Genomic DNA, 14264 nt, shown 5'->3' with positions numbered 1-14264 from the left:
GTGAATTCACCCGACACCGGCAACGACGCCGGCACCGAAGACAGCCCCGCCGAGACCGAGGGCACTCGCGAGCAGCGCCATCCTGCGGTCATCGCCACCGCGATCGCACTACCGGTCGCGCTGGTCGTCGGCGTTCTGGTTGCCGCCATCGCGGTCAACCGCTCGCCCGTCCACGATCCGGTCGCTCTGGGCCCGGTCGACTCCCCCGATGCCGCGAGTGCGCAGTGCACGTCGCTGCTCGACGCCCTGCCCGACAACCTCGGCGACTACACCAGAGCCGAGTTGGCCGATCCGGCACCGGTCGGAGTCCGCGCATGGGTCTCGGCCGAGGAGAACGCCGAGCCGGTCGTGTTGCGCTGCGGCCTGCCCCGGCCGATCGGGTTCGATGTGGCTGCACCCCTGCAGGTGATCGACGACGTTCAGTGGTTCGAGGTGTCCGGGGAAGACGACGGGATCGACGCCAGCACATGGTTCGTCGTCGATCGCGGTGTGTACGTGGCCCTGACGATTCCGGGCGACTCGGGCCCCACCCCGTTGCAGGACGCGTCCTCGGCCGTGTCCGGCGCGCTGCCCCAGCAACCTCTCGACCCGGCTCCGCTGCAGTAGCGCTGGGCCGCAACAGCTCTAACGCAGACCGATACCGCGGGCGAGAGCGGTGTCGATCAGGGTGGCGATGAGCGTCGGGTAGTCGACGCCGGATTCCGCCCACATCTTGGGGTACATCGAGATCGAGGTGAACCCGGGCATCGTGTTGATCTCGTTGATGACCGGACCGTTCTCGGTGACGAAGAAATCCACCCGCGCCAGGCCCTGGCAGTCCAACGCACGGAAGGCAGCGACGGCGAGTTCACGAATGCGGTCGCTCGTGGCGTCGTCGAGGGCAGCCGGGATGTCGAACTCACTGACATCGTCGAGGTACTTGGTGTCGAAGTCGTAGAAAGCGTGATCGTCGATGTCCGCGTCGGGAATTCGGATCTCGGCGACGGCGCTCGCACGCACGGTGCCGTCGGGAAATTCCAGTACCCCGCACTCGACCTCGCGGCCGTGGATCATGCCCTCGACGATCACCTTGGGGTCGTGTTCGCGCGCGACGGCGATCGCGGTGGGGAGTTGGTCCCACGCGGTGATCCGCGAGATTCCGATGGACGACCCGCCTCGGGCCGGTTTGACGAATGCGGGCAGACCGATTCGGTCACGCTCGGCAGCCGTCAGGTCGTCGACCGCGCGCCGGAGTACCACCTGGCGACCGATCGGCAGTCCCTCGGCTCCGAGCAGCTTCTTGGTGAATTCCTTGTCCATCCCCGCAGCACTGGCCAGCACACCCGGCCCGACGTACGGAACGCCTGCCAATTCGAGCAGACCCTGCAGGGTGCCGTCCTCGCCGTACGGTCCGTGCAGAACCGGGAACACGACGTCGACGGATGCGAGCACCGTCCCGCCTTCCCCTTCGCCGAGGGCGAGCAGAGCGCCGGCGTGACCCGGGTCCGTGCTGAGAGCAAGCGATGCGCCGGTCTTGTCCACGGTCGGAAGCACCCGGTCGTGAATCGTCAGCGCGTCGATGTCGGAGGAACCGAGTACCCAGGCACCGTCCGCGGTGATTCCCACGGGAACCACCTCGTACTTGGCCGGATCGAGGTTCTGCAGCACGCTACCTGCCGATACACAGGACACAGCGTGCTCGCTGCTGCGTCCACCGAAGACGACGGCAACTTTGATGCGGGGAGTACTCACGATGAGAAACCGTACCGCCGCGGCTCATCGAACGCGGATTCGCCCTGTTCGTCGCGAGACCCCGATCACTGCCTCACTCGGGCTTGATGCGACGTCCCAGCAGGTGCCCGACTGCATCCGGAACGGACATGCCGCCGTGACACACCCGATGGACCGCGTCGGTCAGCGGCATCTCGACGTCGTAACTCTCGGCGAGCGCCCGGACCGAGGTACAGGACTTGACGCCCTCGGCAACCTGCCCGTGCGCCGCTTCCTGCGCACTCTCGAGGGAGCCACCCGAACCCAGGCGTTCTCCGAACGTGCGATTGCGCGAGAGAGGTGACGAGCAGGTGGCGACCAGATCTCCCACGCCTGCCAGGCCCGACAGCGTCGACGGTTTGGCACCGAGCGCTACTCCGAGACGGATGATCTCGGCCAGACCCCTGGTCATGATCGACGCGAGGGTGTTCTCGCCGTATCCGACGCCTGCGGCCATCCCGCAGGCGAGGGCGATGACGTTCTTGCAGGCGCCACCGATCTCGGCACCGATGACATCACTGTTGGTGTACGGCCTGAAATATCCGGTGGCGCAGGACTTCTGAATCTCGAGGGCACGCTGGGAGTCGGAGCACGCGATGACGGTCGCGGCGGGCTGTCCCTCGGCTATGGGGCGCGCAAGATTCGGCCCGGACAGGCACGCGACCCGGCTGGGGTCCGCACCGGTGACCTGAGAGATCACCTGGCTCATCCGCATGAGCGTTCCGGTCTCGATTCCCTTCGCCAGGGAGAGCAGGGTCGCGTGCGGCGGAATCGAATCGGTCCACGCCCCCAGATTGGCCCGCAGACTCTGCGACGGCACGGCCAGCACCACGATGTCGGCTCCGTCGAGTGCACGGACGGGATCACTCGTCGCGCGAATCGACGACGGCAACTCGATTCCCGACAGATAATCCTTGTTCTCGTGGTCGTCGGTGATGGATGCAGCGAGTTCCTCGCGGCGGGCCCACATGGTGACGTCCGTTCCCGCATCGGCCAACACCTTGGCGAATGCGGTCCCCCACGAACCCGACCCCAATACCGCTGCTCTGCTCATTCCGCCAACCCCTCGCCTACTTCGCCGATGCCCTGTCCACGCGCGCATCACCCTAACTCGCAGACCTGCTCGGGCGGTCGGAGTCGGCACAGATCCGTGACGCTGGCAGGATCGAGCACCATGGGTGCATCACGAGACGGCGACGGCGACCGCGTCGTCAGGGTTCTCATCGCGGTGAAGGATCTCACCGCGGCGAAGTCGCGCCTGGCGGCGGAGTTCTCGCCACCCGACCGGACACGATTGGTGCTCGCCATGCTCAGCGACACCGTGGCGGCCGCAGACGCGGTGTCGGTGGTCGATTCGGTCACGGTGGTCACCCCGGATCCTCTCGTCGCGGAGACCGCGCGCAGAATCGGTGCACGGGTGTTCGACGAACCGGTCCGCGATCCTGCGCTGCCACCGGACGAACGCCTCAATCACGCGTTCTCCGCCGCGGCGCACGTACTGCGACACGGTCACGTCGGCGCGGACGGTCGTGGGGGCTCGACCGTTGCCGCAGACCGAGTCGACATCATCGCGTTGCAAGCAGACCTTCCGGCGATGCGTTCGGTGGAACTCGCCCAGGCCTACACCGGTGCCCGCCGGGGAGGCAGATCACTCGTGGTCGATCATCACGGCACGGGGACCGCTGCCCTGATCCTCAAGGACTCCCCCGACGAGCTGGCTCCACTGTTCGGCAGAGACTCCGCACACCGCCACACCGAGTCGGGCGCACGGGAACTCGACGGCACGTGGCCGGGTCTTCGACTGGACGTGGACACCGCCGACGACGTCCGTAGAGCGCACCGTCTGGGGGTCGGACCGGCGACGGCGGCCGTCCTCCACTCGCTCGGCTGGAGTGACGAAGCATCTGCGACGACTGCGTGAGCGTGCGGACCGCCGCGGCAGTCGAGTGAACACCGGCGGTGAGTTCGGCCATCGGAGTTTCACCCACGCCGGGTATGGGGGATGATCGTGCGGTGAGCAAAGACGACGTGCAGCCCGCGAACCAGGATCCGCCGATCGAGACCGGAAAGGCCACCGGTGCGGAGCCGGCATGGAGCGCTCCGATCGCGGCGACGATGCCGAGCATTCCCTCCGCTCTACCGGCTGCCACGCCGGAATCCGTGGACGCTGCCACCGTGCTCCCCGAAAATCGCTATCTCAACCGGGAATTGAGCTGGCTCGACTTCAACTCGCGAGTTCTCGCGCTGGCGGAGGACTCGTCGCTCCCCTTGCTCGAACGGGCGAAGTTCCTCGCCATCTACGCATCCAACCTCGACGAGTTCTACATGGTTCGAGTTGCCGGCCTCAAGCGTCGTGACGAAACCGGTCTGTCGGTTCGCTCCGCCGACGGTATGACTCCGCGCGAGCAGCTCGCCGTGATCGGGCAACGCACCCAGGAGCTCGCGCTCAAACATGCGCGTGTGCTGCTCGATTCGATCCTGCCCGAGCTCACCGCCGAGGGCATCGCGATCATCCGGTGGTCCGACCTGGACAGCGACGAGCGCACGCGGCTGTCGGAGTATTTCACCGAGCAGGTCTTTCCGGTTCTCACGCCGCTGGCCGTCGACCCGGCCCACCCCTTCCCGTACATCAGTGGCCTGAGCTTGAATCTCGCTGTGACAGTGAAGGATTACTCGACGACCGGTGAGCACTTCGCCCGCGTGAAGGTTCCCGACAATGTGGATCGCTTCGTACGGGTCAAGCGCGGCGACGGCAATCACCGCATCGATGCCTTCCTCTCGATGGAGGAATTGATCTCGGCTCACCTCGACGTCCTCTTCCCCGGGATGGAGGTCGTCGAGTCTCACGCGTTCCGCATCACGCGCAACGCCGATTTCGAGGTCGAGGAGGACCGAGACGAGGACCTCCTGCAGGCACTGGAGCGTGAGCTCGCGCGCAGGCGCTTCGGCTCGCCGGTCCGCCTCGAGATCGCCGACGACATGACCGAGCACATGCTCGAATTGCTGCTTCGCGAACTCGATGTCGATCCAGGCGACGTCATTCAGGTCCCCGGACTGCTCGACCTGTCGTGCCTGTGGCAGGTCTACAGCGTCGACCGCCCCAACCTCAAGGATGCCCCCTTCGTCCCGGCCACCCACCCGGCATTCGGTGAGCGCGAGACCCCCAAGAGCGTCTTCTCCACCCTGCGCGACGGCGACGTGCTGGTACATCATCCCTACGATTCGTTCTCCACCAGCGTTCAACGCTTCATCGAACAGGCGGCGGCCGATCCGCAGGTGCTCGCCATCAAGCAGACGCTCTATCGGACCTCGGGCGATTCCCCGATCGTCAACGCGCTCGTCGACGCCGCCGGAGCGGGCAAGCAGGTCGTTGCACTGGTCGAGATCAAGGCGCGTTTCGACGAACAGGCCAACATCGAGTGGGCACGCAAGCTCGAAAAGGCGGGCGTCCACGTGGTGTACGGCCTCGTCGGCCTCAAGACGCACTGCAAGACCTGCCTGGTCGTGCGCCGAGAAGGATCCGTCATTCGCCGGTACTGCCACATCGGTACCGGCAACTACAACCCCAAGACAGCGCGAATCTACGAGGACGTGGGCTTGTTGACGTCGTCGCCCGAAATCGGGGCCGACCTCACCGATCTGTTCAACTCACTGACCGGATATTCGCGAAAGTCCAAGTACCGCAACCTCCTCGTCGCACCGTACGGGGTGCGGCGCGGCATCGTCGAGCGCATCGAGGCGGAGGTCGAACACCTCAAGGAAGGCCGCGCGGCCGGAATTCGTCTCAAGGCCAACGCCTTGGTCGACGAGCAGGTCATCGACGCGCTCTACCGAGCATCGATGGCAGGAGTTCCGGTGAAGGTGGTGGTGCGCGGAATCTGTGCACTCAAGCCAGGAGTTCCCGGCCTGTCGGAGAACATCGAAGTTCGTTCCATCCTCGGCCGATTCCTCGAACACTCGCGAGTTCTGCACTTCCAGGGTGCGGACGAGTTCTGGATCGGCAGCGCAGACATGATGCACCGCAACCTCGATCGCCGAGTCGAGGTGATGGCTCAGGTCAAGGATCCGCGACTGGCGAACCAGCTGAGCGACATCTTCGATTCTGCCCTCGACCCCACCACTCGATGCTGGGAGCTGGGACCGGACGGCGGCTGGGTCGCGTCACCGGCTCGAGGTGAGAAAGTTCGTGAGCATCAGGTGGACCTGATGCGCAGTCGGAGGAATCAGGCGTCCTGATGGGCACTTCCGACGGCTCTCCCCGCGCCAACATCTTCGCGGCGGGCTCGATCCTGTGGCGACGTTCACCGAGCGGCGACCCCGGCGTCGAGGTCGCCTTGGTGCACAGGCCCAAGTACGACGACTGGTCGTTCCCCAAGGGAAAGCTCGATCCCGGTGAGACAGCTGTCGACGCCGCGGTCCGAGAGGTCAAGGAGGAGACCGGATTCGACTCGCGACTCGGACGGTCGCTGTCCTACGTCACCTATCCGATCCCGGGGCACCGCCGGGTCAAGAAGGTGCTGTACTGGGCGGCCGAGGTCACCGGGGGCGAGTTCGTTCCCAATGTCGAGGTGGACGAACTGCGCTGGGTGACTCCGGAGGACGTCGGCCGCGAGCTCTCGTATCCCATGGACCACAAGATCCTTCGCCGGTTCGTGGCCAAGCCTGCCGACACCTCCACGGTGTTGCTGGTTCGGCACGGCAGTGCCGGATCGCGCTCACGGTTCAAGGGCAACGACGTCGACCGTCCACTCGACAGAACCGGACGACGTCAGGCCGAATCCTTGGTCTCGTTGCTTCGGGCCTTCGGCGGTGATTCCGTGTACGCCGCCGACCGCGCTCGATGCGTCCAGACAGTCGCTCCGTTCGCGGAATCGTTGGGGGTGGACATCACTCCCGAGCACCTCCTGTCCGAGGAGGGGTACGCCGACGACCCACGTAAGGGGCGCCACCGCGCACGCGACATCGCCGAACTACCCGGCACCCCCGTGATCTGCAGCCAGGGAAAGGTGATCCCCGACCTGATGCGATGGTGGGCCGAGAAGGACGGAATAACGTTGCCTGCCAACAGAAATCGCAAGGGCAGCATTTGGGTCCTCTCGCGCCGCGACGGCAGGCTCATCGCTGCCGACCACATCGCCAGTCCATTGTCCACCCTCGCCGCCGACGGCTGAGCAACGCAACACGAACGACGGAAGGCCCCCGACTCGCTCTTCGAGTCGGGGGCCTTCTGCCTTGTCCACGCTGCCACACTCACGCAGCCGCATCAGCGGCTGCGCCTCACGAGTGAGAGCTGCAGGCTCTACTTCTTTGCTGCGCGCTTCGCGGGAGCCTTCTTCGCCGGAGCCTTCTTGGCCGGAGCCTTCTTCGCTACGGTCTTCTTGGCCGCTGTCTTCGCCGGAGCCTTCTTGGCGGGAGCAGCAGTCGTTGCCGCCTTGCGCGCGGTCGTCTTGGCCGGAGCCTTCTTCGCAACGGTCTTGCGTGCGGTGGTCTTCGCGGGAGCTGCCTTCTTCGCAGCGGTCTTCGCGGGAGCCGCAGCCTTGCGAGCCGTGGTCTTCGCCGGTGCTGCCTTCTTGGCGGCGGCAGTGGTTGCCTTGCGGGCGGTCGTCTTCACGGCCGCCTTCTTCGCAGCCGTCTTCTTCGCAGCCGCAGTCTTCTTGGCCGGAGCCGCAGCCGAACCGCGCTTGACGGCAGGACCGGTGGCGGGCAACTTCTGTCCGCCCGCGATGACGGCCTTGAACTGTGCACCCGGACGGAATGCCGGAACGTTGGTCGGCTTGACGCGAACGGTCTCACCGGTGCGGGGGTTACGGGCGACGCGCGCTGCGCGACGACGCTGCTCGAACACGCCGAAGCCCGTGATCGTGACACTCTCGCCGCGGTGTACTGCGCGCACGATGGTGTCGACGATGTTCTCGACAGCCTCTGTGGCGCTCCGCCTATCAGACCCCAACTTCTCGGTCAGGGCGTCAATCAGCTCTGCCTTGTTCATGGATTTCCTCCGCTATATGGTGGTCCATCGTCGGACCGACTACTACAACGGTAAACCCCAAGTCGTCAAGAGTCTATGCGCCACGCCAATTTTCATTCTGGTGTCGCGCAATGATTCACGGCCGCAAAGCGTGTCGGACCGGTGCCCGGTCAGCTTTCGGCGGGTGTCTCGATCCGCGCCGGGAGGGTCAGGGGTTTGTATGAAGGCCTTGACTTTTCGTACTCCGTAATGGCCTCTACCTGGCGTAATGTCAATCCGATGTCGTCCAGACCCTCCAGCAGACGCCACCGCGTGTAGTCGTCAATCGCGAAGCGCACCACCAACGTTCCAGCCGTTACGGTCTTGTCGACGAGGTCGACAATTATTTCCAGACCGGGCTGTTCTTCTAAGGCTTTCCACAGCAATTCGACGTCCGACTGATCGACTTCGGCGGCCAGCAGCCCGGCTTTGCCCGAGTTTCCGCGAAAGATATCGGCGAAACGGGAAGCGATCACAACCCGAAATCCGAAGTCCGAGAGTGCCCAGACGGCATGTTCGCGTGACGATCCCGTACCGAAATCGGGCCCGGCAACGAGCACCGAGCCTCGGTCGTAGGGCTCGAGGTTCAAGATGAAGTTCGGGTCCGAGCGCCAGGCCGCGAACAACCCGTCCTCGAATCCGGTACGCGTGACGCGCTTGAGGTAGACCGCGGGGATTATCTGGTCGGTGTCGACGTTGGACCGCCGAAGCGGAACTCCGATACCTGTGTGTCGAGTGAAAGCTTCCATCGAATGTGCTCCTATGCGTTCGATCGATCCGAGCGAAGACGTGCGTTACGCGAGATCGGCCGGAGAGGACAGGGTTCCGCGGATTGCAGTTGCCGCCGCAACCAACGGTGACACGAGATGGGTGCGACCACCCTTACCCTGCCTACCCTCGAAATTCCTGTTGGATGTCGACGCCGATCGCTCGCCCGCCGCCAATTGATCCGGATTCATTCCCAGGCACATCGAGCAGCCGGCCTGACGCCACTCCGCTCCTGCGGCCGTGAATATCTCACCGAGGCCCTCTTCTTCGGCCTGCGCCCGCACCCGCATGGACCCGGGTACCACCAGCATTCGCACTCCGTCGGCAACCCGGTGCCCTTCGAGAACGGACGCGACGGCCCGCAGATCCTCGATTCGACCGTTGGTGCACGAGCCCACGAACACGGTGTCGACGGCGATCTCGCGGATGGGTGTGCCTGCTTCCAGGCCCATGTACTGCAAAGCCTTCTGCGCGGCGGCCCGCTCGCTCTCGTCGACCATCGCCTCGGGATCGGGCACCGTATCGCCCAGTGGCGCACCCTGACCCGGATTCGTTCCCCACGTGACGAACGGCGTCAACGTATCGGCATCGATGTGGACCTCGTTGTCGAACACCGCATCCGGATCGGTCGCCAGTTCGTCCCACGCCGCCACCGCCGCGTCCCAGTCGACACCGCTGGGAGCGTGCGGACGCCCCTTCAGGTATTCGTAGGTGATCTCGTCGGGAGCAATCATGCCTGCCCGCGCACCGGCCTCGATCGACATGTTGCAGATGGTCATTCGCGCTTCCATCGACAGCTTGCGAATGGCCTCACCGCGGTACTCGAGGACGTAGCCCTGGCCGCCGCCGGTGCCGATCTGTGCAATGACAGCAAGGATCAGGTCCTTGCTCGTCACACCGGGGGCGAGCTCACCGTCGACGTTGATCGCCATCGTCTTGAAGGGACGCAGCGACAAGGTCTGCGTGGCCATGACGTGCTCGACCTCGCTGGTACCGATGCCCATCGCGATCGAGCCGAAGGCACCGTGCGTCGAGGTGTGGCTGTCTCCGCACACAACGGTCATGCCGGGCTGGGTCAGACCCAACTGTGGCCCGATGATGTGCACGATGCCCTGATCGAGATCGCCCATCGGGTAGAGCCGAACGCCGAATTCCTCGCAGTTGCGTCGAAGAGTGTCGACCTGTGTGCGCGAGACCAGATCTGCGATGGGCGCGAAGATGTCTGCCGTCGGGACGTTGTGGTCCTCGGTCGCGATCGTGAGATCGGGACGCCGGAGTCCGCGGCCGGCCAGCCGAAGGCCGTCGAACGCCTGCGGGCTCGTGACCTCGTGCACCAGATGGAGATCGATGTAGATCAGGTCCGGCTCACGCGCTCCGCCTTCTCCGCCGCCTCGGACCACCACGTGCTGGTCCCATACCTTCTCCGCCAAAGTCTTCGGTGTTTCGGACATCGCTGTCGCGGACCTCGTCTTCCCTGTCGTCGTCGCGCCGATGAACGGGCTGGTCCACCTCGCGTGATCGTCTCGACATCATGCCCCTGACGCGCACTGAAGATCTCGTAGTTGTGCAATCTCAGCATTCGGGAGGCTAATATCGTTCTATGAGACAGCATAGCCCGAATGGCCTCGTCGACAAATCGAGCGGTATCGGGGTCCTCGACAAGGCGATGACCGTGCTGCACGCGGTGGCCGAGAAGCCATGCAATCTCAACGATCTGTGCGCGCGAACGAGCCTGCCCCGGGCCACGGCCCACCGACTCGCGGTGGGCCTGGAGACCCACCGACTACTCGTACGAGATGCCGACGGCCTGTGGCGGACGGGGCCGGGGCTGGGAGAGCTTGCGGCGAGCGCATCGGACGCCCTGCTCGATGCCGCCGCCTCGGTACTCCCACGCCTGCGCGAAATCACCGGTGAGAGCGTGCAGATCTATCGGCGGGAAGGGACGGTGCGGGTGTGCGTGGCGTCCATGGAGCCGCCGACCGGACTTCGCGACACCGTGCTCGTCGGCGCACGCCTTCCGATGACGGCCGGATCGGGTGCGAAAGTGCTTCTCGCATGGGCAGATTCGCAGACTCAACGAACAGTTCTGCCCGATGCAGAATTCGGTGAGCGTGTCCTCCTCGAAGTTCGGCGGCGCGGATGGGCACAGAGTGCGGGCGAGCGTGAACCGGGCGTCGCGAGCGTCGCAGCGCCGGTTCGAGACAGCAACGACACTGTGGTGGCGGCGATCTCGGTATCCGGACCCATCGATCGAATCGGACGCAAGCCAGGAGCGCGCTGGGCCGCGGATCTCCTGGCGGCCGCGGACGCACTGAACAAGCGACTCCGATAGAAGCATGCAGGCCCCGTCGGCCCGAGGAAAACGAGCTGATCGAGCTGCGAGAGTGGGGTACCTTCGTCTCGAACGGCCTACCCGGCCGGTCGACGACTGCGAGGAGTCATCCCATGCCCGAATCCGGCAGTGAAGAACTGAAGAAGAAGTTCCGCGAGGTTCTGGAACAGAAGAACAGCAAGTCTCACAATTCCGTCGAACACAAGGACGGTGGACCGAAGGTCAACAACGCCCACGGTCCGGCCGACCATCAGAAGATGTTCCGCCGCAAGAGCGTCTGAGAAGCCCACACCGAAACGACAACACCCTCCCGATCCGAGGATCGAGAGGGTGTTGTCAGTTGTAGCCCCGACGGGATTCGAACCCGCGCTACCGCCTTGAGAGGGCGGCGTCCTAGGCCGCTAGACGACGGGGCCAGGAACTTCACCTGCATTGTGTTCGAGCTTGTACGTGCTGAGCCAGCTTAACTGCCTCGGCCTCAGCGACAAAATCGCCTTCACCTGCTCGCTGGGGTACCAGGACTCGAACCTAGAATGGCGGTACCAGAAACCGCTGTGTTGCCAATTACACCATACCCCAATGGACTTGAATCGAATTGCTCATCACGATCGATGTGCACTGCGTTTCGAGCCGGGATAGAGACTATCAAAGGTGACTACCCATTCTCCAAATCGGCTGCTCAGAGCCACCGAAACCGCCCCAAGGACGCGTCGGGAGCCGCTGAGACACCCTCGCGTGGGGCCCGAAGAGCCCCCTCCACACCTCGGCCGACGCGTGGAGCAGACTTGTTCTCCGTGACCGATCGCAGACCCGGCCGAGTCCGATGAAGGTTCTGCTCGTTCCACAGGGCGAGCAGGCCGTGCTGACGTACCTCGCCGACGACGGCTCGACGCTGAGTGATCCCATCGTGGTCGAGGATCCGGCCGCGGCCGTAGCCGAGATCGAGCGCGACGATCGACCGAGGTGGGTGTGGGAAGACACGAGCCGGATCTACCCTCGACTGCTCGACGGAGGGATACGCGTACGCCGCTGTCACGATCTCGCACTGGTCGGTGCCATTCTGTCCATGCGGGCCGGCTCGGCGACCGTCCCGTCGGCTCCTGCCGACCTGCGACCGGGCCTGTTCGACGCGAACCCGAACTCCGATCCCGTGGCGGTACTCACCGAGTATCGGCGTCAGCTGCGCGACATCGGTGACGATCGCGCACTGCACCTGCTGGCAGCGGCCGAGTCGGCCGGAGGACTTGCTGCAGCGGAGATGACCTTCGACGGGTTGCCGTTCTCGGCGTCGGCGCATCGCCGTCATCTCGAGACGATGCTCGGTACCCGGCCGCTCGATGGATCCACTCCCCCGGCCCTCGTGGAACTCGAGAACCAGATCTCGTCGGTATTCGGCCGACGCGTCAATCCCGCCTCGCCCGTGGAGTTGGTGGCCGCGTTCGCGCGCGTCGGTATCGAACTGACATCGACTCGCGCGCACGTCATCCGCGACATCGACCACCCGGCGGTTCCGCTGCTGCTGCGCCACCGTGATCTCTCGAAACTGCATGCCGCGAACGGGTGGGCGTGGCTCGACGCATGGGTTCGCGACGACAGATTCCGGCCGGTCTACGTTCCCGGCGCTGTGGTGTCGGGTCGGTGGGCCAGTCGCGGTGGGGGCGGCCTTCAAATCCCGAAACCCCTGCGCGCCAGCGTGATAGCCGATCCCGGCTATACCTTCGTGGCTGCCGATGCCGGCCAGCTCGAACCACGCATCCTCGCTGCGATGTCCGGCGATCCGCGCATGGTCGCCGCGGCAGGCACCACAGATCTGTACGCACCGGTGGCGGCAGAATCGTTCGACGGCGATCGCGGCCACGCGAAGGTCGCCGTTCTCGGGGTGCTCTACGGCGCGACCTCGGGTGAGGCGCGCGCTCTGCTGACGCGACTACGGGCCAAGTTCCCCGGTGCCGTCGCACTGGTGGAGGAGGCCGCCCGCGCCGGAGAACGTGGCGAGGTCGTTCGTTCGTGGCTGGGACGGGCCTGCCCACCGCCCTCGGCGCAGTGGTGGTCCGCCGGTGACGCCCATGCCCGTGGCCGGTTCACTCGCAATTTCGTCGTGCAGGCCACCGCCGCCGAGTGGGCGCTGTGCTTGCTGGCCGATCTGCGTGGTCGGTTGGCCGGGAGCGGAGCCCGCAGGAGCGACCAAAATTCCGGCAGCGGAGCCCGCAGGAGCGACCGGAATTCCGGGACCGACAGCGAATTGGTGTTCTTTCAGCACGACGAGGTGGTGGTGCATTGTCCCGTCGCCGAGTCGGATCGTGCCGCCGAAGCGATTGCCGGGTCGGCATTGTCGGCAACCCGGCTGATGTTCGGCGACACGGCGGTCCGGTTTCCGATGGAAACGAGAATCGACCGCTTCTACGGTGCCTCGGCTGCCGGTTCGGAGCCGGATTCGGACTGAGCACGCGGCGGGTCCACGAACGTCACGTCGATGTCCTCGAACGGCTTGTTGCGTTGCGCTTCGGCCTGTCCGGTGTAGGTGAGCTTGTCGCCCTCGGTCAGTTCGACGTCGTCGGTGAACGGGCCGAGCAGGGCTCGGGGAAACAGCCGATCGACGCGAACCACGTTGATCTCGATGCACATCACGATCGACACCGACGTCACGTACAGAAACGCCAGCAGTCCCAGTACGACAGCGAACACACCGTTGGTCACGGTCGCGTTGCTGACGACGTACTTCACGTACACACTGCCGAACGTCTGCAGCAGCTGCCAGATCAGACCGGCCACGATGGCCCCGGGAAGGACCTGTGGGATCGACACCGATCTCGCTGTGGCGAGCCTGAACGCGACGACGAACACGCCGACGTAGAAGAACGTGCCGACCACGAATACCACGAGGCCGGATTCCGGACCGAAATATCCTGCGGCACTGAGCACATTGAGTGCTGTGATGGCCAGCACGGCCAGACCGACCGTGCTCAGCAGACCCAGGCCGCGCACCCGAGCGCGGATGGGATCGGGCCGTAGGTTCTTCGGCACCGTCCACGCGGTGTTCATCGCGTTCTGGAGCGCCACCGCCACCCCGAGTCCGCCGTACAGGGAGCCGAGGACACCCACCACCAGACCGACGGTGCCTCCACCGATGCGTTCGGGCCGGCCCAGTTCGTCTCCGATCACCGGGATCTGACCGAGCGCCGAGTTCAGGATCTGTTGCTGCAGTTCCGGACTACCGGCCAACACGATGCCCAGAACCGTCGAGAACAGCAACAGTGCGGGAAACAGCGAGACGAAGGCGTAGTAGGTGATCAGGGCAGCGAGGTAGCCACCCTGATCGTCGACGAACTTGTACACCACCGCAATGGGATATCCGAGAACCGGCCGCCTGCGCTGGAGTCGATCCAGTCGATCGGACACACTCATTCG

Annotated in this window: 13 protein-coding genes and 2 tRNA genes; 7 read left to right on the top strand and 8 right to left on the bottom strand. The window is 65.1% G+C overall.

All coding sequences use genetic code 11. The features are described from left to right. The gene (locus CH271_RS15985; RefSeq protein WP_094634194.1) at nucleotides 1-606 is read left to right on the top strand and encodes a DUF3515 domain-containing protein; all 606 of its coding nucleotides are present in this window, start codon (nucleotides 1-3) and stop codon (nucleotides 604-606) included. An 18-nt stretch (nucleotides 607-624) separates the two neighbouring features. On the opposite strand, the gene CH271_RS15980 is transcribed toward CH271_RS15985, so the two are convergent. Continuing rightward, complete coding sequence (locus CH271_RS15980) at nucleotides 625-1731, bottom strand: D-alanine--D-alanine ligase family protein (RefSeq protein ID WP_037189713.1); 1107 nt, start codon at nucleotides 1729-1731, stop codon at nucleotides 625-627. A gap of 73 nt (nucleotides 1732-1804) precedes the next feature. Further along, nucleotides 1805-2803, bottom strand: coding sequence for an NAD(P)H-dependent glycerol-3-phosphate dehydrogenase (locus CH271_RS15975; protein WP_037189714.1), 999 nt, complete (start codon nucleotides 2801-2803; stop codon nucleotides 1805-1807). Between the two features lie 102 nt (nucleotides 2804-2905). Between CH271_RS15975 and cofC the strand changes: the two genes are divergently transcribed. From cofC to CH271_RS15960, 3 genes are all read left to right on the top strand, one after another. After that, complete coding sequence (cofC, locus tag CH271_RS15970; RefSeq protein WP_373453577.1) at nucleotides 2906-3670, top strand: 2-phospho-L-lactate guanylyltransferase; 765 nt, start codon at nucleotides 2906-2908, stop codon at nucleotides 3668-3670. 194 nt (nucleotides 3671-3864) lie between these two features. After that, nucleotides 3865-5985 (top strand): RNA degradosome polyphosphate kinase, encoded by a 2121-nt coding sequence (locus tag CH271_RS15965; protein WP_230596244.1) that lies wholly within the window; start codon nucleotides 3865-3867, stop codon nucleotides 5983-5985. Beyond that, complete coding sequence (locus CH271_RS15960) at nucleotides 5985-6920, top strand: NUDIX hydrolase (RefSeq protein WP_094634193.1); 936 nt, start codon at nucleotides 5985-5987, stop codon at nucleotides 6918-6920. Before CH271_RS15965 ends, CH271_RS15960 begins: the two co-directional genes overlap by 1 nt. Nucleotides 6921-7048: 128 nt before the next feature. On the opposite strand, the gene CH271_RS15955 is transcribed toward CH271_RS15960, so the two are convergent. From CH271_RS15955 to leuC, 3 genes are all read right to left on the bottom strand, one after another. After that, entirely contained in the window at nucleotides 7049-7738 is a 690-nt protein-coding gene (locus tag CH271_RS15955) for an HU family DNA-binding protein (RefSeq protein WP_037189723.1), read from the bottom strand. 149 nt (nucleotides 7739-7887) lie between these two features. Further along, nucleotides 7888-8505, bottom strand: coding sequence for a 3-isopropylmalate dehydratase small subunit (gene leuD / locus CH271_RS15950; RefSeq protein ID WP_037189724.1), 618 nt, complete (start codon nucleotides 8503-8505; stop codon nucleotides 7888-7890). 45 nt (nucleotides 8506-8550) lie between these two features. Then, entirely contained in the window at nucleotides 8551-9975 is a 1425-nt protein-coding gene (gene leuC / locus CH271_RS15945; RefSeq protein WP_094634192.1) for a 3-isopropylmalate dehydratase large subunit, read from the bottom strand. A gap of 149 nt (nucleotides 9976-10124) precedes the next feature. Here leuC and CH271_RS15940 point away from each other — a divergent pair, with 149 nt between their 5' ends. Together CH271_RS15940 and CH271_RS28885 are read left to right on the top strand one after the other, a co-directional pair. Then, complete coding sequence (locus CH271_RS15940) at nucleotides 10125-10856, top strand: IclR family transcriptional regulator (protein WP_037189727.1); 732 nt, start codon at nucleotides 10125-10127, stop codon at nucleotides 10854-10856. Between the two features lie 113 nt (nucleotides 10857-10969). Next, nucleotides 10970-11137: a DUF5302 domain-containing protein gene (locus CH271_RS28885; protein ID WP_170946045.1), complete on the top strand. Its 168-nt coding sequence runs from the start codon at nucleotides 10970-10972 to the stop codon at nucleotides 11135-11137. A 62-nt stretch (nucleotides 11138-11199) separates the two neighbouring features. Here CH271_RS28885 and CH271_RS15935 read toward each other — a convergent pair. Next, nucleotides 11200-11272: transfer RNA gene (locus CH271_RS15935), tRNA-Glu, on the bottom strand. A gap of 91 nt (nucleotides 11273-11363) precedes the next feature. After that, a tRNA-Gln gene (locus CH271_RS15930) sits at nucleotides 11364-11435 on the bottom strand. Between the two features lie 244 nt (nucleotides 11436-11679). Here CH271_RS15930 and CH271_RS15925 point away from each other — a divergent pair. Then, the gene (locus CH271_RS15925; RefSeq protein WP_094634191.1) at nucleotides 11680-13299 is read left to right on the top strand and encodes a bifunctional 3'-5' exonuclease/DNA polymerase; all 1620 of its coding nucleotides are present in this window, start codon (nucleotides 11680-11682) and stop codon (nucleotides 13297-13299) included. On the opposite strand, the gene CH271_RS15920 is transcribed toward CH271_RS15925, so the two are convergent. Then, nucleotides 13257-14261, bottom strand: coding sequence for a YihY/virulence factor BrkB family protein (locus CH271_RS15920; protein WP_170946046.1), 1005 nt, complete (start codon nucleotides 14259-14261; stop codon nucleotides 13257-13259). The genes CH271_RS15925 and CH271_RS15920 overlap by 43 nt on opposite strands. Nucleotides 14262-14264 lie beyond the last annotated feature (3 nt).

The organism is Rhodococcus sp. 05-340-2 (assembly GCF_002258915.1).
GTDB lineage: Bacteria > Actinomycetota > Actinomycetes > Mycobacteriales > Mycobacteriaceae > Rhodococcoides.
Note: the sequence above shows the minus strand (reverse complement) of the source record. Positions and strands in the feature narration are given on the sequence as shown.

Bases quoted from the DNA above. Each gene is read 5' to 3' on its own strand.
- CH271_RS15965 (WP_230596244.1), top strand. From the start codon at position 3,865: ATGCCGAGCATTCCCTCCGCTCTACCGGCTGCCACGCCGGAATCCGTG.
- leuC (WP_094634192.1), bottom strand. From the start codon at position 9,975: ATGTCCGAAACACCGAAGACTTTGGCGGAGAAGGTATGGGACCAGCAC.
- CH271_RS28885 (WP_170946045.1), top strand. From the start codon at position 10,970: ATGCCCGAATCCGGCAGTGAAGAACTGAAGAAGAAGTTCCGCGAGGTT.
- CH271_RS15955 (WP_037189723.1), bottom strand. From the start codon at position 7,738: ATGAACAAGGCAGAGCTGATTGACGCCCTGACCGAGAAGTTGGGGTCT.
- CH271_RS15975 (WP_037189714.1), bottom strand. From the start codon at position 2,803: ATGAGCAGAGCAGCGGTATTGGGGTCGGGTTCGTGGGGGACCGCATTC.
- CH271_RS15925 (WP_094634191.1), top strand. From the start codon at position 11,680: ATGAAGGTTCTGCTCGTTCCACAGGGCGAGCAGGCCGTGCTGACGTAC.
- CH271_RS15960 (WP_094634193.1), top strand. From the start codon at position 5,985: ATGGGCACTTCCGACGGCTCTCCCCGCGCCAACATCTTCGCGGCGGGC.
- CH271_RS15940 (WP_037189727.1), top strand. From the start codon at position 10,125: ATGAGACAGCATAGCCCGAATGGCCTCGTCGACAAATCGAGCGGTATC.
- CH271_RS15920 (WP_170946046.1), bottom strand. From the start codon at position 14,261: ATGAGTGTGTCCGATCGACTGGATCGACTCCAGCGCAGGCGGCCGGTT.
- leuD (WP_037189724.1), bottom strand. From the start codon at position 8,505: ATGGAAGCTTTCACTCGACACACAGGTATCGGAGTTCCGCTTCGGCGG.